Here is a 17,621-nt window from a genome sequence, read left to right on the forward strand (position 1 = left end):
ATGCGGCTCGGTACTTCTGGTCGTTCGCTTCGATCCAGAGGCAGGCGGACTCACAGAGGCCGATGTCCCACTGACCGCGGCTGAGCGCCGCCGCTATGCAAGGCTTGCTATGCCGTCGGACAGACGGCGATTCCTGATGTCCCGACTGGCATTCAAGATGCTCGTCGAGCGAATAAGCGGAGAAGCTGCCTGCAAACTTGAGTTGGTTGCCGACACCTGCCATGGTCGACCGGTTCTGCGGGGCACAGAAGGGCTCGATATCAACATCTCTCATTCGGGTGGATGGGTAGCAATAGGTTGCTCGAGCACCGGCATCGTTGGCGTAGACGTTGAGGAGCAGACAACCGGAATGAGCAGCATTGCCAAGCTCATGCTGACGCGTGGTGAGCGCGATTACTATGAGCAATTGGAGTCCACGGGAAAAGACACCGTCCTTCTGCGAACCTGGACCGTCAAGGAGAGTGTCGCAAAGTACTTCGGAAGCGGCCTGCCGTCTATGCTTAGCAGGATTGATTGTGCGTGGAATGGCGATCATCTTGCGGCTTTGAGCGTCGATGGTAGAGTCTCGCCGGATGTGGTCTTGACCGAGATCTCCGAACATGTGTGGTTGGCAGTAAGCCTTTCTCCGGGGAGCAAGCATCCTCGTCCCGTTTGCGTGGACCTGCGGTGTTAGTTCCCCATCCAACAGCATTTTCACCGGTCGGCCACTCCGCCGATTTCTGTTAAAGCAAGCAGTTCACCGGTCGACTGCTTTCGCAACCGCGGTAATTGTATAGTGCCGCCGATAAAGTGGATGCCAGATCGGCAGCGCTCCAGCGTAACAACGTGATCAGCCTGTTTCACCTCGGGATCGCGCAAGCCGCGGTAGGAAACGACGTCGAAAAGTTCACCTTCAATTTCGACAAACGCCGGAATAAGTTCAGTCTTAAGTGGTCGAAAGTCCATTGCTCGAAGAAACCGGTAGGCGATTTCAAACTCTCCACCAATCGGAACTTTCCCATTGTTGGGGATCTCGCGCCCTAGGAAGAGACGCGACGATGGCCTCACAGTAACGGGGGAAGGGGTGACATCGGCAACGAGCAGGTCGATTAACTCCGGGAACATATGAATCCCCACCTCGACACATCGGACGATAAGAGAATAAGCGGTCTCGTTTCCGCACAGAGGGAACCGTCGCTGAAGAACGTTCGCCCCTGCATCTATGCCCTTATCTGCGTCAATGAAGTGCCACGTGACCCCGTACTCCTCTTCGCCATTGTATATTGCCCACGAACAAACATTTAGTCCACGATAGTCTGGCAGAAAACTGTTGTGAAAGTTGAGGGAACCTCGAGTGGGCAGCTCGAGGATTTCCTTTCTTAGGATGACGCGAGAGTTTACGTTGAGCAGGTAGTCGATGTGCAACTTGCGTAGATTTTCGATCTCGTCCTGCAACGAAGAGAGTTCGAAGATAGGAATATTCTCTCGGCTCGCGGTCCGCAGGAGTTGAGAATTAGCTAGCCGGTTGTCTACGCCCAGCGCAGCCACCTTGATGCGTGTATCGCCTAAAGCAATATTCAGACATTGATCGCCCATGGCGCCGTTCGCGATAAATGCAAGCCTAACCGGATCCATAGCACAGCTCAAACTACATTATTCAGTGCAGGTGTGGGCAGCAGGAAGTTATCGACGATTGCATTAACGGAGCTGAACTGTTCAAGTTCAACGGAATCCATATCCACCTCTTGGCCAGTAACCCGTTCGATCAACAGCACCAGTTGCATGAACTTAAGGGAACTGACCAACCCGCTGTCGAAAAGATCTTCATCAAGATCCACGTCACGCATCCCGTCATTCAGGGTCTTAATCCAGTCGACGATCAACTGCGTCTGCTCTTTTATAGATTCCGTCATTTTCCAAACTCCTCAAAAAGCGAACCGAGCAATTCCTGACTAGCGGCTCTGCGATCCTTCTTTCCGTTGCTGTTGAAATAAGCCCGTTGCAGCGACGAAATTCGTCTCGGCATCATGTAACTGGGTAAATGAGCAGCGCAGGCGCGCCTCACGTCCTCCAGGGAAACTCCTGGATGATAGACGCGTAGCTCCAGACTGGTTGCACCATCCACCTGAAGAGCAAAGGCATAGGCAACTGCTTCCACGAGGTGCCGCTCTACGGTCGCTTCGATGTCGAGCAGTTCGATCCTGAATCCGTTGACTTTAACCTGGTCATCGGTTCGGCCTTTAAAGACGTATCCAAATCTGTCCGAGAGTGCCACGATATCACCCGTCCGGTAGGCGCAAACCTTAGCGCCGTCGATCTCTAGCTTCGCGAACGCCTGATCGTTTCGGGATCGATCCAGATAACCTCCGAAAACTTGCCGCCCGCTTATGCATAACTGACCCGCGCCGTCGGCTTCGTCCTCTAGGTGGAAGCGCGAGTCACCAATGGGAAACCCGATCGGTACCGTGTTAAAGGAAAGCATCTCCAGATCCTGAGCATTGCACCTGAAGCTCGATATAGCGATGGTCGCCTCGGTGGGGCCATAAAGGTTGATGAGGGTGGAACGCTCAGCCACTTTCAACCACTGCCGTGCATCGTTTGTGGTGAGGGCTTCTCCGCAAAACAAGCTGAGTCGCACACTATCTAGTGCCGCTCGGAGCCGCGACGAACCTATCAGGATCGAGCGGATGGCTGAGGGCACGCAGAAAAAAACGGAGATATTCTCGCGCATGATGTAGGCGCCCAAATTGAATGCGTCCCGTTTGGACGGAATGCAGAGGCATGCACCAGCCATCCAAGTTGCAAACATGTCGTGTACCGACAAATCGAATGATAGCTCGAATACCTGGGAACAGCGGTCACTGGGTCGGAGTGCGACGATATTACTAATAGCCGTAAGATAAGCGTCGAGCTGGCTATGACGGATAGGTATCCCCTTTGGAGTTCCGGTCGTGCCAGAAGTGAACAGAACGTAGGCGATCGGATCGTGGTTTTCAGTACCAGCCCCGTCGGCTGCCAAGGGCAAGTCCGGAAGCTTCCCTAGGATAGAGATTTCATTTGTTGTGCCCCCTATAGGCAAAATGATGGCATTGCGAACCAGTCCCAGATCTATCAATGATTGCGCCCATCCGCGATCGGTTTCCGTGGCAACCAGGACGTCGGCATCCACTGCGTGTAAGATGCTTTCTACTCGGTCCGGCGGAAGAGCTGGGTTGATTGGAACGTATCCCAGTTCATGGACTACGCCGGTCAACGCCGCTAGGTAGGTGCCATAATGCTTCGTCGTTGCGACGAAGAAGCTCGATCTATCACTCAACCGACTGATATGCAGGAATAAATTTCGACTATCCTTCAACATCTCGTCATAGGTGCGCGTGCCATCTGGCGCCGATATCGCAGGAAATGTAGCGTGACACACAAAGGCTTCGACTATACGCGTTGATATCCGCGGCGCTTTACTCATCGGTCGCCACCCAAATAGGCAGTGACATCGGCGATCAAGGAGGGGTTATCAACTATCCCGTAGTGTCCACCTCCTGCATAAGTACTAAGGCCTATGCTAGGCTTGGCAGAGCGGATGGCTTCGAGATAGTCCGTTGAAACAGCCTCGTCATCCAGGCAATAAAAGGCGTGCAGTTCTCCTTTTACGCGACGAAGCACGTGGGTCTCGTCGTCGCAACGATAATCCCGCAACATCCGGGAATAGCCAACAATGGAGCGTGGGCTGGCCATGTGGGCCTTAGACAATGCTTCCTTTGACGCCACCGCAGGTCCTCCACGGTTTAGCACGCTGTGAACGAACCTCGCTGCTCCTCCTTCGTCAGTTGCAGCTTTCATGAGCAACGGGACGAGGGCTGTTTCGTAAGGGCTTTGATGCGGCACGTGCAAGAGGTTAAAGTAGGGGCTGATCAATGCCGCGCGCGAGACAGCAAAGGGCAGTTCTGCCTGCAGTCGGGCAAGTACCGATGCGCCATTGCACAGAGTGACGGCTTGACAGTCCTCAAGGCCGAGATCGAACAGGCCGGCACGCAGGTGACCAAGTAACGCCCTATATGACTGAACGCGAGAAAAGAACGTGTCCCCATCGTCGCCGACACGGCCGTATTCCCAGAGCACGACGGAATGCCCGGCCGCTACCAACGATAGACTGAGCGGGAGAAACAATGCCGACGAAACCCCAATGGCGTTGAAAATCAAAACGGGGGAGCGAGTGCCTGGGGAGGTGCGAGCAAACCGAATGAAGGCACTGTCATCTATGGGGGCAAAACTGGAGGAGACCGGAGTAAGTTCTTCCAGTGCTGCGATCGTTGCGTCCATGGGTTAGGCCCTTTTCATTGGCAGCGTATTAATAGCTGCTGCGAGAGAAGAGGATATTTGTTGGCGTCTGGATCGGCCAAGCGGCCATGTTTCCCAGGGCGGTAAAGCAAAGGATACCCTTGCGCAGGTTCGTGCATCATTGTGCAAGCAACTTTTCTGTCGGCGACAAAAGAACTAGGTTTGCATTGTTCTGTCGTATTCTGTCGTTCGAGATCATAAGCGGTGCGGAGTATGCATCCCTTAGAAGACGTCCCAAGCTTAGAGGCCCTGTATTTCTGTAAGCAGCGACTCCAATGATCATCATCCCGTGCGCAATGATCTCGATCAGGCGGTCGGCAGTGGTGATCTTTAGATTGTTCATGGCGGTCTGAAAGACGGCTGAACCATAGCTGTCGACATGCATCTGCGCTTCGGAGGCTCTTTCGATAGCGGCGCGGATATCGGAACGAACGGACCGTAAAACCGCCTCCGCATCAACAAGCCTAAGCGTGCCTGGAGGAACGCTCGCGCCCGTTGTACGAGCAGCTTTGCGCAAAGCAGATCGAGAGAGGGCAATTACTTCTGCCGCCATGCCATACCACGTAGACGACCATAGAATATGAGACGAGGAAAGCATCGACTGCGCGGCGATCTCTGAAAATGGCTTAGGCAGTATGCACGACAAACTACCTGCTGCACGAACGACAAAACCATCACTGCGGGTGCCACGCATGCCCAGCGTGTTCCAGTGGTGCGTCTTCTCTAGCGTATAGTCTTTGCGCTCGACCGCTACCAATACTTGATCTCCGGTTGAGGCGTCAGGATTTCGCCGGGCCGTTATAAGGAGCATGTCCGCCTCAAGGCCATAGGAGATTACCGGCGCCACCTTTTCGAGCGTAAAACTGTTACCATTTATTACGACCGCACACGAGGAGTTGCGGAGGTCGCCGCCAACACCCGCCTCAGTAGTGGATGATCCCAAAAGCAACTGATCGGCCGCGATTCTGCGCTTCAATGCATCATGCCACTCATTCGGCTCGGAATAGATAGCAAGACTCGCCACTTGGACTTGGTGCATCGCGAATATCATCGCCGATGATGAGCATACCGCTCCCAAGCAGGCGCATATTTCGGCCAGTTCCTCCAAAGTGGCGGCCTCGCCACCAAACTGTTTTGGCAAATGTATCCCTAGCAGCCGCTGCCGCTTCAACTCTGCAACTGTCTCGGAAGGAAAGCGTCCAGACTCATCGACATCTTCCGCATGCAGCCTCGCCACTTCAATCGCGGCGGTCACCCTCGTGAGGAAGCGATGATCCACAAAGTGCTTGTTCATTCTTGCGTACTCCTCCTCAGGCGCCACGCCATGCTTGCTCTTATTCCGCGGCCCACAGCGCTGCACCTTCGTGGCGACCGCGATTAGCCGCGTCGGCAGCCGAACTCAGCAACTTAAGACCGTGGGGCATAGGTGTTCTTCGCAACCGATTTCGAGAGCCTCGATCTCCAAATAAGTAGAGCTTCGGGGCGGAGCTGTTTCACATATGCTTTTTCAACGTCGAAGCTGAGGACATTGTGGCTCATTTGTGAGAGACGTGCCGCGCTCATCAACAAGACGTATCCTGCGAAAATGCATTCATTTACGTTCTTTCAGTTCCGATGATTGCTCGAGAAACCGAGTTCGGTCATGTCGTCTCAAGATGCCATAGACACTGGAGATAAATTCCAGCGCCCTGTTTTGTACCGCAAAGTCGTTAGTGTGAGGCGGACTGTCTCCTCGACCGCGCGCCCCATGAAAACCGCCGATATTCCGAGATCTGTTAAGTGCCAAAGCAGCAATGCCACTGGTAGGCCGACCAACAGAGTGGCGACCGCGTCGATATAGAACAGGAAGCGGGTATCACCTCCTGATGCGACGATGCCAGAGCCTATAGCCATGTTTAGGACGATGATTGGTATTGAAAGTGCTGCTATGATGCCACACGCATTCAGCTGCCAGACTTGGATTTCCGATAGTCCACCATAGATGGTGGGCAGAATAGGCAGGGAGGCCACCATGATGATGACCAAGATAATCGAGAACACGGCAGAGATGACGATCACCTTTCTGGCCCGATCGCTTGCAAGAGTTGCGATGCCTGCGCCGACGGCATTACCAACTAGGGAATTGGCTGCGACCGGCACACCAGAAGCCAACATGATAAACGCGGACTGAACCGCGATTACGATCTGGCTGACGGCCAGAAGCTCAACCCCTTCCTGCGCAAATACCGCGGTGAAACTAGCCAATCCGCAAATCCAAACCAACTTTGAGGCCGACATGGGAAGGGCGATAGCGAATCCTCGCTTCATATAGCTGGGCAGCGCCGCATTCCCACTCAGCTCTGCAACCGAGAAGCCCATATGGCGCCATAGCAAGTAGACCAACAGACCTAGCCGAACAGAATAGCCAGCGAGAATGGCAAGGCCCACTGCAAACATGCGTTGCGGGTCGGTAGCATTGCTATAAACGGCAAGAGCGGTAAGGCAATTCGCTACCGCCAAACTCGAAGTCGTAACGGCCATCGGTAGCTTGGCCCGACCTTCTACGCGTAGAATATTGGAGATGACCGAGCCCACTATCATCATAGGTCCGCCAACTAGAAGGACGCCTAAAAATTCCGTTGCTCCAGGGATGTCGTTGACGCCAAAAAGCTTAAGTAATTGGACGTTAAAGAGCCAGCCCAATAGGCTCAGCAGGGAAGAGATCCCCGTCGTTGCCACGATCGAAGCGATTGCAAGCGTTTTAACCCCGTCGAAGTTACCTTGCCCCCTGACTTGAGCAATTAAGATGGAGAACCCCGCCCCAATCGGCAGAAGGACTACAAGCGTCATGTAGAGAAGGTTGTTTACAACTCCGGCTAAGGCGACACACCCAATGCCAATATAGGCGACCATAATTTGTTCAACGATCATGAAGACGCGTTGTATAGCAGCTTCGACACCTACGGGTATCGCAATCTTCATGAACTCAGATACGTCGCTTTGGCTTCTAGTCATGGAGCACTAGCATCCCTATCATGGCCGTTTGTGATCCGGGCAGCTGGATGTCTGGCCTACGCAAATATGGCGGGTCGTGGAGAATTGGCCAGGTCGGCAAGTGTATGCCTAAGTTCGTTCGATGCCTCGCTCCACAGAGCTTTGGTCATTATCTTTCGCTCGAACGGCCAGCCTTGACCGAGCGTTGGCGTCCCATTTCCCTCGGCCACCAAAGTGTTGACTAGGGCTTTGAAGCGTTCGCGATCTGCATGGACTTTCTCAATCGTTTTTTGGCGAATGTAGCTGGCAGGCACGCAACGCGCCATCGCGTCCTGCACTGCCCGTGCTACGGCAGAAGGCGTCGGGTCGCACATTACGCAGTATTCATGGTCGAAATACCACTCGCGTCCGCCGCGCGATGGCGTGCTAACTATAGGCAAACCGGCTAGGAGATATTCAATCGACGCCTGCATTGCACCCTCGCTGCTCGAGAGACACAACCCGACCTTGGCAGTACTCAGCGCCGAGTTGACCTCGGAGTACTCCATCTTAACCGGCCCTTCGTCTGTCCATCGATTGAGAAATACATGTCCCGGCCACTGTTTGTGACGCTGAATAAGCTGCTGCTCCTGCTGGTGGGCAACAGCAGGATCCATGTGGTCAGGGCGATAGCAAATGAATGCGCAACTCTCGATCTCTGCAGTAAGTTCGTGACGTTTCCAGTCAGAGAGACGAGCGTTGTAGATCGCGTGGAAAAGTCTGGGCCCCTCAATTGGGAATAAGAGATTCTCGTCGCAGGTAAGATTATGATTCAGCAAATCTGCGTCGAGGCCGGCGGCTCGGGCGAACTCATATTCAACCTCACAATTGCACAAGTAGATGAAACGATGGAGAGGGTTCCTCGCCCTATACTCGGCAACCTGGTCAGCCATCCAAGCTGCCATATCGTGAGACTCGATATTCCAACGAAAGGCCATAAGAAAAGTGATAGGGTGAGTGTGGAACTCGTCGCCCACTGCTCCGGCCATTCCCAATGGCTGCCCGTGGTCGAAGGCAGTGTAGATCACGACCGGATCATACGATAGCACTTTCGACCAGCCGCGGTCGATATGCGCATCAACGGTATAACGATACCGCTGTTCCACACCTGAGCTCATGAAATTCCTCCTCCCAGATCACGCTACACCCAGAGTGCTCGACTATTTGATAAATCGTTATTTCAGAAGGATGTAGCGTTAAATTGCATTGCTCGGGAACGAGCCTATTATGGATGCTGCAAATGTTCAACTCGAACTTGCAGTGATTTTTAGTCAATGATAAATTGTTCCCACAACATATCCGTTATATATCAAACAGTTATAGATATATTTGGCTAGATTGACCCCGTAAACTCCTTCTGGATTTTCCGTAAATACTCGCATACAGTTGAGTAGATGTGAAAAGTGCATAAAGGGCGGATGAAACGCACTTCCCGTATAGCGAGAAGTGCGAGAATGTAAATCGGGACCGATTGCCCAACTAGAATATTGAGTTTCGAATGAGCGGAGCTTCAATGCGCAGCAATCCTTGGAGTGAGATGGAAGGCAGGCATTTGGGATTGGGGCGCTGGCACCATATCACGCAGTCGACCGTCGAAACGTACGCCCGCTTAACCTACGACGAGCAGTACCTTCATGTGGATTTACTTCGAGCCACAGAGAAGTTCGGAGGGACAGTCGTCCATGGCTTCTACCTTCTCTCTCTTCTTCCAGATGCGGTTTTCGAGTTGACGAAGCCATTGCAGGAGACACACACTTACATGTTCTATGGGCATGATGAGGTGCGGGTGCATTTTCCCGTCTTAACAGGCTCCTATGTTCGCTACGACCTTACAGTTGTGAAAGTAACCTTGCTTAAGCCCCACATGTATAGGCTCGATGTCGACGCTAAACTTGAAGTACAGGGCCGGGACCGACATGCGGTCACATGTAGATATCTTTCTGTCGTGAGTCGAAACTGACCTTTGCCTACTGCGGAGTACCTGATGGGCCAGAAACTTGAGGAGCGCCTACGCACAGCTTGGAGACAGATAATACCTCACGTAACCATCGGTCTGGAGGACAGCGCTTTTGACCTTGGAGCCAATTCACTTCAGGTCCTGATGCTGGTGGCTGCGTCTTCTGAAGTCTTGCGAATTGATATCGATCTTGATGCGTTCTTCACAAACCCGACGATGGCCTATCTTCTGAAGCAACACGGGAAGAACACCGCCAATAAAGCCAAGCCGGAAGAGGCGGTGCAAGAGATTCCGCTGTTGCCCGCGCAGCGCTGGCTTCTTTCCAGTGGTAGCAACCTTAATCAGTGGTGGACCGGCCTGCTGCTGACGGCACATCAAGTATTCGATACGGTGTTGCTTCGCGTTGCGGTTGAAGCATGCGTACAACGCCACGCGGCGTTGCGTTGCACGTTTAGCCCAGACGATCGGGCCGCGCGCGTCGCCGCTACCCCACACCCCGGAGTTTTCACAACACTCGACTTGCGGAACTGCCCGCTGGAACACCGTCAACGCGTGCTCGAGTGGTTCACACTGCGCGAGAACAACTCGGTCGATCTAGAAAATGGTCCACTCTTCTCTCTCACCTACATTCACTGGAACGACGCCGAGGTTCGCCTGTTTCTCAGGGTACATCACCTGATCAGTGATGGATATTCCAACGGGGTTGTCCTACGCGAGATCATCGATAACTACTGGAATCTCGCTGCCGGTTCGAAGGTCCGCGCGAAATTGCCCACGAGTGTCGGGGAGCTTGCCGAGCACCGTCGGCAATTCGCCGATACATTCATGCTGCCCAACAGTTTTACACAGGCCCTTGATAGCTACCACTTCGTCGAGTTACCCAAGGACTTTAGACCGTCTCCAGTGAGCAATCGAGCGGTCTACAATTCCGCTTTGGTTCATACTCTGTCGGTGCAGCAAGCGGACCAGCTCGAGCATCTGGCAAAGGAAGCCGACGCGTCGATTATAGACGTGTTCATGTGGGCGCTAGCGCGGACGCTGTGCAAGTGGACAGCCGAGAACCATGTCCGGATCGTCAACATCGATGCCGGGCGAAGATCGGCGGGTATCGGTTCGCTGGATTCGTCGGAGACGGTAGGATGGCTATCGGTGCTGTCGCTGTTGGTATTCGAGATCAACTCGCAACTATCACTAATCCAACAGGTTCAGCTTGTGCACCGGCAGCGTTGTAGCGCGCCTTTGGCGGGCGCCTGGTTTGACGATTATCGCGAGCGGAGCGACTGGACTTATAACATCGCGCCGCAGGAGATGGTGATCTTCAATTTCCAGGGCAACGTGGACCAACTGCTGCAACTGGATCGCCTCAAACTCAAGATTGCGAGTGAAAAGATTCGAAAGGCGCCCGCGACCGACACCGAACGTCAGAGCTGTTTTTACATTGACGTTCGTAGGGAAACGGCCGGCATGAAAATAGCTTGGCATTTTAGCCGTGCCTTACACTTAGACCGCACAATAGAAACATTGATGAAGGATTTTCTCGACCATCTCGCCGGGGCTTCTAGCGGTATTGGGATGCGACGCTTAATTTCGGAGCCTAAATGACTGAAGAAGAAACAGTAAACTTTAAAGTCGGCGGCCAGCAGGTCATAGGTACTCTTCGAATGCCTGAGAAAGTCGAGGGTCCCTTCTATTTGCTCCTGCATGGCTTTGGCGGGAGCCGTGACGAGTTGAGTATTGCTTCCACCGGAGAAGGAATTTTTGCCTATGTTGCAAGGACGCTGGCGGCTCTCGGGATTCCAAGCCTTCGGATTGACTTCCGTGGGTCGGGCGACAGTGACGGTCATTTTTCCGACACAACTTATTCAAAGCAAGTCGAGGATGCCATCGCAGCAATTGAGTTTCTCGACAGCCGAACCGCGTCCTCCCAGATGGGAATCATTGTCCTAGGGTGGAGCCAAGGAGGGCTCGTCGCCGCGATAGCCGCGGCTCAGACGAAACGTCCTGCCGGCGTCGCCTTGTGGGCGGCGGTCGCAGAGCCAAAGGTGTCATTCCCCAAGCTCATCGGGGTGGAGGTATACAACCGAGGTCTGAATAGTGCGACTCCGACGGACCTGATAGTGCCGTGGGGTGCCACTCTAAGCGTCGGTCCAGACTTTTTTGCCGAGGTCGAAAATGTCGCCCCGCTTTCTGAGATTGGGGCCTTCCCGGGGCCGCTTTTCATTGCGGAGGGCACACTGGATATGGACATTCCTGCGGGAAGCGCCCAACGATATGCCAGCGCGCATAACGGTCTGAATCGGGTGTGGACGGCACCTATGAATCATATCTTTAATACCGACAAAGGCACGGCAACGCTGGAAAAGTTGATTGATGCAACGGTAGCATTTTTTCGAGAGGCTGGGTCTTTATCCCAAACCAAGCCTTGTCCGTAGCCGAATAGTTGAGGCTTTTTAAGGGGCTTGTCGCAAACGCTTCGGTTGATTACGTCCGCCACGGGGGTCGATCAGCTTGGTTCAGCGGAATCCATTTCTTTGGAATGATACGGGAAGACGGTGAAGGTCTACGCGTCGTCTCGTCTTGGCGTGCCGCTGGTCGGCGCGGTCAGAGCGAACAAGACACAAATCACGCGCGAAATTTTCAAAGTGGCTTTGCCGATGGCGCAGCCTGATGGTCATTCCCTAGGCTATGCACGTTTCATGGGCCGCGGTTCGATATTGGTTCAGGAGCTGCAGTTCAGAACGTCTGCGTTTGGGACAAAGCGGTCTTTGATGGTGTTTCGTGGGGGGTGCTACTCAAGGAATACACATGGGCCTTGACTTCGGCCAGAACTAGTGTGGACTGTTATTGCTGTGTCATAAACCTTCGTATGCGCAGGCTTATTTTGTGAATCAAAAAAGGAGAGCATTCATGGCACTTAAACCAGGACCAAAGCCGATAGCGAAATCCACAGGGAAACCCGATCAGCGCCGCCGTGATAACAAAGGCACACCAGGGAATACACCGTCCCTCAAACCTAGCAAGCCCAAATAAGGCACTTAAGAGGGCTCTCGCTGATTTGCACTTCTACCCCGGTATTCGATCGAAGCTGCGAAATACCGCGCGGACTGTGTGCCTGTCTGATGTAGGATGACAGCTTTCTAATTCCCCGCCGGCAACCGTCGGTCCGATAACGGCCCTGTATCGGACGAGTGCCGCCAAAAGCGAATGTCTGCTGTTGGTGCTAGCTGCCGAGATCGTCGACCCAAGTCGACCACTCCGAAAAGGAAGTAGTTGGCTACATTAGAAAAAATTTAGCCAGACAGAGCCAACTGAACTGAGGGTCGGCGGTCCGATTCCATTCAAGGCGTGAATGTCATTTTGCGTGCCGCTTGCGTAATTTCGGCGGTTGGCGGCACTAATAGTTGGCTCTGCCATTGCAATTCCTACAGCCAGCCAAGGATGAACCCACCCTCCGCAGAGAACGAGCGGCTGGAACTTTCGGTCGCCCAATGTATTCTGACGGCATGAAACTCAATATCGCAATCATAACTATGTTAGGCGCTTGTGTTGGCTGCGTGTAGCCCAGTTGGGCCTTCAGGCAATTCGTCTGTACCTCAGCCGATCAAAACGGTCGAAATTGAACGATATTTAGGTCACTGGTTTGAGCTGGCGCGCTATGAGAACCAGTTTGAGCGCGATTGCGGGGCTGTTACTGCTGACTACTCGTTTCGCAAAGACGGTACCGTCCGCGTGCTCAACACCTGCCGGGAAGGCGGAATACACGGTAAGCGCAAAGAATCCGAAGGCAGAGCGAAGATTGTGCCGGATAGCGGCAACGCCAAGCTAAAGGTATCGTTCTTTGGCCCGTTTTACGGGGACTACTGGATTCTTGATCGCGCCGCGGATTATTCTTGGTCGATTGTTGGGGAACCTTCGGGCCGATATTTATGGATTCTGACGCGCACACCCAAACCCTCAAAAATGACCCGCAACATGCTCATCGAGAGGGCCAAGGCGCTCGGATACGATGTTGAGCTGCTTCGATGGACGCAGCATTAGACGCTTCACGAATTCTTGCTGCATATTTCGGGGATTCTCTGCCGAGACCGGGGAAGAAAGCTTGCGCTGAAATAGAGGTCCCAGAGACCCCTCTCATAACGACCAGCGATACCAGCTCTTGAATTCCGGACATACAATAAGCGCCATTTCAACTCTTGCAGATCACAAATGTAGCACGGCGGCTTTTCGTCACCTGGTGGGTCTTGCGAACGGCGATCAGTTTAACGCGGTGGCCCTCCGCTTCAGCGGCTCTGGCTTTTTGCCATCTGGTAGCAATCGCTGAAGGTGATCGTAGACGACATCTGCACTGAATGGCTTCCTAACGAAAACCGCATTAGGGGGCAGGTCGTCGGCCTGTGGCTCGAGCATTCCTGACGCCACAATTATCCCCACATCCGGCCAACTTGCTGCGCATTGTCGTGCAAGATAGAAGCCATCCAGCTTGCTCGGCGGCATTTGTACGTCGGTGAAAAGAAGCTGGATGCTGTCGCCGCGCTGTTCAAGGAGAGACAGCGCCTCTTCGGGATTTGCTGCCTCAAGCACCCGAAATCTTGCTTTCTCTAGGATATCTGTGGCGTCCATCCTGATGAGCGCGTCATCGTCGACCACCAAGGCAAAAGGCATATGCTCGTCTGACATGTCTCGTTCCTCTCCAAGTCGACAGCGAGACAACGCGTCGTCAACGAGTTCGATCCTCGGGCGCCGACAATTAGGCTAAGGACTCGCTATTGAGACATGCCTTTGCTAGCAGGAGAGAGACGGCGTTCAATCTATGGGGACCGTTGCAACGAATGACAGGCCGTCTGGATCATATGAGATTTCTGCCACGCCGCCGGCCTCGCTCACCAAAAGTCGCTTTATCAACTGTGTGCCGAAACTGGTTCGAGCCGGAGCGGTCACGGTAGGACCATGTCGTTCGCGCCAGTTCAGGGTGAGTTCACTCGTACTGCCTGCGGTGTCAACGAACCAATCAATGTGTACCTGGCCGTTATCGTTCGACAGAGCGCCGTATTTGGTCGCATTCGTCGCAAGTTCATGCAACGCGAGGGCATAGGCTGGAATGACGCTAGGAGGCAGCTCGATCTCTTCGCCGGTAATGGAAAACCTCCCCTCATCTTCGACACCGAATGGTGCGAGCGTCCGCATGACAAGCGTCCTAAGCGAGGCGTTACCGAAATTCTCGTTGACCAGAAGCTCGTTGGCGGTGACCATCGCGTGTATTCTCGACGTCAACGTGGCACCAACATCTTCGAGGGACTTCGCACGCCTTACGGTCTGCGAGACGATCGCTTGAAGCGAAGCAAGCGTATTTTTCAGGCGGTGGCTCAGTTCACGAGCGAGGAGCGCGCGATGGCCCTGCTGCTGCCGTCTCAACGTGATGTCTTGCGTTACACCCGTGATCGACAGCGGTGTTCCATCCGTCGAATATCTAGCCTGGCCCCTGATCTGCACCCATCTAAGATCGCCAGCGGGTGTAATCAGTCGGTACTCTGCCTCAAGAAGTGACCGCTCCTTAATTGCCTGTTCGATCGCTTCCACTTGCAGAAGGCGATCCTCCGGATGGATTGAGGCTCGGAGGTCATCAAGGGTCAGGGCATCGTCTGGAGCTCGTCCGCAAATAGATTTGCATTCCGCTGACGCGCTCAGCTCACCAGTGAGGAGGTCGATCGTCCATATCCCGAGTTTACCCGCTTCAAGGGCCAAGCGAAGGCTTTGTTCGCTAGCATCCAGCTTGGCGGTCCGATCCAGGACTTCCGCTTCTAGATGAACTTTCCGTCGTTCGATCGCCGCAAGCTCTTCGAGCTCAAGTGTGACGTCCTGCTGGGATGCAACGAAAAAGGTGACAGCCCCTCCTTCGCTCACGGGAGAAACGAGAAGTCTATTCCAGAACGTAGTCCCGTTTTTACGGTAGTTAAGGAGGTCGACTTCTATTTCCTGATTTGCTGCAATCGCTGTCCGAAGCCGATCCACGGATGCCGAATCTGTTTCTGCACCCTGCAAGAAACGGCAGTTCTTTCCAATAATTTCATTCTCAGAATATCCGCACATCGTTACAAACGCGGAGTTGGCGTAGACAATAGGGTTGTCTGGGAGACGGGGGTTGGTCACAACCATCGGGGTGCGTGTCGCCGAAACCATAGCGAAGAAGGGACCAGAGCGGTCGAACGACGTAGCGTCTATGATGGGTCGTTCATTGGTGGTGTCCATTCAGACGCTTTCGAGCACAGGTTTTCTAATATTTAAAGTGAACCAATAAGAACGTCCAGATGCGCATGGGAGGTGACCACGAGTTTCATCAGAATGATCGCTCGGGAACAATTGCCGCCACAAATTTTCGTCCCAGTATTTCTTCCTCTGCAGCATCAGGTGACCCGCGCTTTGGTGAGGTTGTTTCCGAAAAACCACTCAGGCGCGGAAATAATTTGGCGTCATCATCAGGCAATTGACTTCATGTGCAAGAGCGCAAATCTGACGGTATGAGCACGACGACAGATTTTGTGGGTGAACTTGTCCGTGACGCAAACCGGATATCGCATCTGGACGCCTATCAAAAGCGTCGCATGCTTGAGCGAGCTGTTCTAATCATTCGCGAACTTCGTGAAGAAATCGGAGTGCCACAAGGGCCGGGTCGAGATACCGCACTCGACATTCACACCACGGCCTTGGCAATCGAACACGGATGGCGTGACGAGTCCGAAATCACTCAAGCATTTCTGACTGCAGCGACGATGATCCGGGATCTCCACATCGTTCTTGATAGTGGTACGACCGTGACGCTCGTTTAGGCTGAGAGTGCCACATGCCGCCAGCCATCCCCGAAATCATAGTGATTGCTGAAGATGGAACCTTGTTCAAAGTTCAGCAAGCGAATCTCTGTCTTAGAGAAGACTCAATTCGTCGTCGGTCGCATCCTCTGTCAGGAGCTCCACATCGACATAGCGCAGACCACCGATTGAAAAGTCTTAGAGATGATTTCGCGAGTTGAAGGCAGCTTGGATCCTAACATGCCGCTGCTGAAAATTCTAATCGATGGCCAGCACTAACCGACGCCAGCCTTTCGGCTCGATCTCGTCGATGGAAACTTGATCTGCACGGCGTTTGCGGGCGTGAACATGGCAAGAATGAACTAGGTCTTAAAACGGTCGCCAGGAAGGCCGATCGATGTTGCTGCTTGGATAGGCTCGCTCGTGGCACACACCTGCCGGCTTGTGCAGCTGTCGATGCTTACTATCTCTGGCGTGAGCCTGAACGGGAGCATCGCCATGGATCAGAGCGCGGCCGAAATTGTGTCGAAGGTGTGCATCGAAATTCTACCGCCGAAACGGAATGACACGTGCGCTTCGGACGCAAAAACCTGTCCTTGCTGTCAAATGTTGTGCCCGGCGTCGAGCATGGATGACGATGGCTGTGGGATCTGTGACGAATGTCTGGCGCCGTGATCTGTGGCGGAGAAGCGCCTCTTGGTTCTGCCTCGTTTGAAGCTGCGCTTTCCAGGCTACCCAACGGCTATGTTGACGGAAATTTTGGCGGTCGTGCATGGGGTGTGACCGTCAAGCGGTCGCAGGACGGCAAACGGATCTGGCTCTATGGCGAGGAGCTTGGCGGAACAGATATCGTCAGCTTCAACCTTTATCGACTGGCGGGATCCCGGCCTATGCTGAAGCCATGCGAGATGTCGTCTGCCAAGGTGATCGACTTCGTTCTCGGTTTCGAGCCTAGCGCTCAAGAGAGCTGCGGATAACAACCATGACCGAAAAATAGGCATGGACTTGATTGTGCATTGCACCATAAGCGTGGCTGCATTGCGATCTGAACGCTGGCGATCAGGGCTGGATCTGGTATCTTCTGATCATCGAAGCGATGCACCTCATCCCGCAAAGCTTCGTCAAATCAGGCGACCCACTCCTCCTCCCAAGGGGCGCCTGAGCGGACAGCGGCACTCCTCCTCCCAGCCGTTGTTCAATTATTTCGAAAAGCCTGCCGCACCTCCTCCCGCGGCAGGCTTTTTCGTTTTCGAACGTTTCATGTTCTAAAGTGTCAAAACAGACTGCCCTGTTCCACCGGCTCTCCGGATGCCGACACGATCGTGGATCCGTAGGGCTCACGCGAGGAAATGATGAGCGCATCATTCGGAAGTGGTCGGGCAAGGTGCTTTGCTTCGTCCCACGACGCGCGCATAGAGGTGGCTCGGAAAATCTGCACAGCTAGGATAAGTGGAATTTCTGCCTGACTTCAGCTTAAATGCTGAGAACAGGAGATACCATGACGAGACGACCGCGCCGGAACCATAGCCCGGCTT

At 53.7% G+C, this 17,621-nt stretch carries 16 protein-coding genes; 7 read left to right on the plus strand and 9 right to left on the minus strand.

The window, feature by feature from the left end:
• Positions 1–109 precede the first annotated feature (109 nt).
• Entirely contained in the window at positions 110–673 is a 564-nt protein-coding gene (locus tag G6L28_RS23225; protein WP_425292699.1) for a 4'-phosphopantetheinyl transferase family protein, read from the plus strand.
• A 20-nt stretch (positions 674–693) separates the two neighbouring features.
• On the opposite strand, the gene G6L28_RS20730 is transcribed toward G6L28_RS23225, so the two are convergent.
• The 7 genes from G6L28_RS20730 to G6L28_RS20765 form a co-directional block, all read right to left on the minus strand.
• Entirely contained in the window at positions 694–1,614 is a 921-nt protein-coding gene (locus G6L28_RS20730; protein ID WP_137409391.1) for a formyltransferase family protein, read from the minus strand.
• Between the two features lie 8 nt (positions 1,615–1,622).
• Positions 1,623–1,892 carry an acyl carrier protein gene (locus tag G6L28_RS20735; protein ID WP_104680180.1) on the minus strand — a complete coding sequence of 90 codons (270 nt, stop codon included), beginning with the start codon at positions 1,890–1,892 and terminating at the stop codon, positions 1,623–1,625.
• Positions 1,889–3,442, minus strand: a complete 1,554-nt coding sequence (locus G6L28_RS20740; protein WP_137409390.1) for an AMP-binding protein — start codon at positions 3,440–3,442, stop codon at positions 1,889–1,891. The genes G6L28_RS20735 and G6L28_RS20740 overlap by 4 nt, the downstream gene beginning before the upstream one ends.
• Positions 3,439–4,296, minus strand: coding sequence for an alpha/beta hydrolase (locus G6L28_RS20745; protein WP_174066108.1), 858 nt, complete (start codon positions 4,294–4,296; stop codon positions 3,439–3,441). The genes G6L28_RS20740 and G6L28_RS20745 overlap by 4 nt, the downstream gene beginning before the upstream one ends.
• Before the next feature lie 136 nt (positions 4,297–4,432).
• Entirely contained in the window at positions 4,433–5,608 is a 1,176-nt protein-coding gene (locus tag G6L28_RS20750) for an acyl-CoA dehydrogenase family protein (protein ID WP_174066109.1), read from the minus strand.
• A 356-nt stretch (positions 5,609–5,964) separates the two neighbouring features.
• Positions 5,965–7,308 carry an MATE family efflux transporter gene (locus G6L28_RS20760; RefSeq protein WP_137409386.1) on the minus strand — a complete coding sequence of 448 codons (1,344 nt, stop codon included), beginning with the start codon at positions 7,306–7,308 and terminating at the stop codon, positions 5,965–5,967.
• Positions 7,309–7,364: 56 nt separating this feature from the next.
• Positions 7,365–8,444, minus strand: a complete 1,080-nt coding sequence (locus tag G6L28_RS20765) for a glycosyltransferase family 4 protein (protein ID WP_137454851.1) — start codon at positions 8,442–8,444, stop codon at positions 7,365–7,367.
• A gap of 395 nt (positions 8,445–8,839) precedes the next feature.
• Between G6L28_RS20765 and G6L28_RS20770 the strand changes: the two genes are divergently transcribed.
• From G6L28_RS20770 to G6L28_RS20785, 4 genes are all read left to right on the plus strand, one after another.
• Positions 8,840–9,286 (plus strand): MaoC/PaaZ C-terminal domain-containing protein, encoded by a 447-nt coding sequence (locus G6L28_RS20770; RefSeq protein WP_170986031.1) that lies wholly within the window; start codon positions 8,840–8,842, stop codon positions 9,284–9,286.
• A 24-nt stretch (positions 9,287–9,310) separates the two neighbouring features.
• A complete protein-coding gene (locus G6L28_RS20775; protein ID WP_174066110.1) occupies positions 9,311–10,885 on the plus strand; it encodes a condensation domain-containing protein in 1,575 nt (524 codons plus the stop codon).
• The gene (locus G6L28_RS20780) at positions 10,882–11,715 is read left to right on the plus strand and encodes an alpha/beta hydrolase family protein (RefSeq protein ID WP_137409382.1); all 834 of its coding nucleotides are present in this window, start codon (positions 10,882–10,884) and stop codon (positions 11,713–11,715) included. Before G6L28_RS20775 ends, G6L28_RS20780 begins: the two co-directional genes overlap by 4 nt.
• 1,114 nt (positions 11,716–12,829) lie before the next feature.
• Positions 12,830–13,321: a lipocalin family protein gene (locus G6L28_RS20785; protein ID WP_202033801.1), complete on the plus strand. Its 492-nt coding sequence runs from the start codon at positions 12,830–12,832 to the stop codon at positions 13,319–13,321.
• A gap of 216 nt (positions 13,322–13,537) precedes the next feature.
• Here G6L28_RS20785 and G6L28_RS20790 read toward each other — a convergent pair whose 3' ends face one another.
• Both G6L28_RS20790 and G6L28_RS20795 read right to left on the minus strand, forming a co-directional pair.
• Entirely contained in the window at positions 13,538–13,960 is a 423-nt protein-coding gene (locus G6L28_RS20790) for a response regulator (RefSeq protein ID WP_174066113.1), read from the minus strand.
• Positions 13,961–14,086: 126 nt separating this feature from the next.
• Positions 14,087–15,529 (minus strand): PAS domain-containing protein, encoded by a 1,443-nt coding sequence (locus G6L28_RS20795; RefSeq protein ID WP_174066114.1) that lies wholly within the window; start codon positions 15,527–15,529, stop codon positions 14,087–14,089.
• Between the two features lie 269 nt (positions 15,530–15,798).
• Between G6L28_RS20795 and G6L28_RS20800 the strand changes: the two genes are divergently transcribed.
• Positions 15,799–16,107: a hypothetical protein gene (locus G6L28_RS20800; RefSeq protein WP_174066116.1), complete on the plus strand. Its 309-nt coding sequence runs from the start codon at positions 15,799–15,801 to the stop codon at positions 16,105–16,107.
• Positions 16,108–16,745: 638 nt separating this feature from the next.
• The gene (locus tag G6L28_RS20805) at positions 16,746–17,063 is read left to right on the plus strand and encodes a hypothetical protein (RefSeq protein WP_174066118.1); all 318 of its coding nucleotides are present in this window, start codon (positions 16,746–16,748) and stop codon (positions 17,061–17,063) included.
• Positions 17,064–17,621: the final 558 nt, after the last annotated feature.

It is taken from the genome of Agrobacterium larrymoorei, assembly GCF_013322225.1.
Lineage (GTDB): Bacteria > Pseudomonadota > Alphaproteobacteria > Rhizobiales > Rhizobiaceae > Agrobacterium > Agrobacterium larrymoorei_A.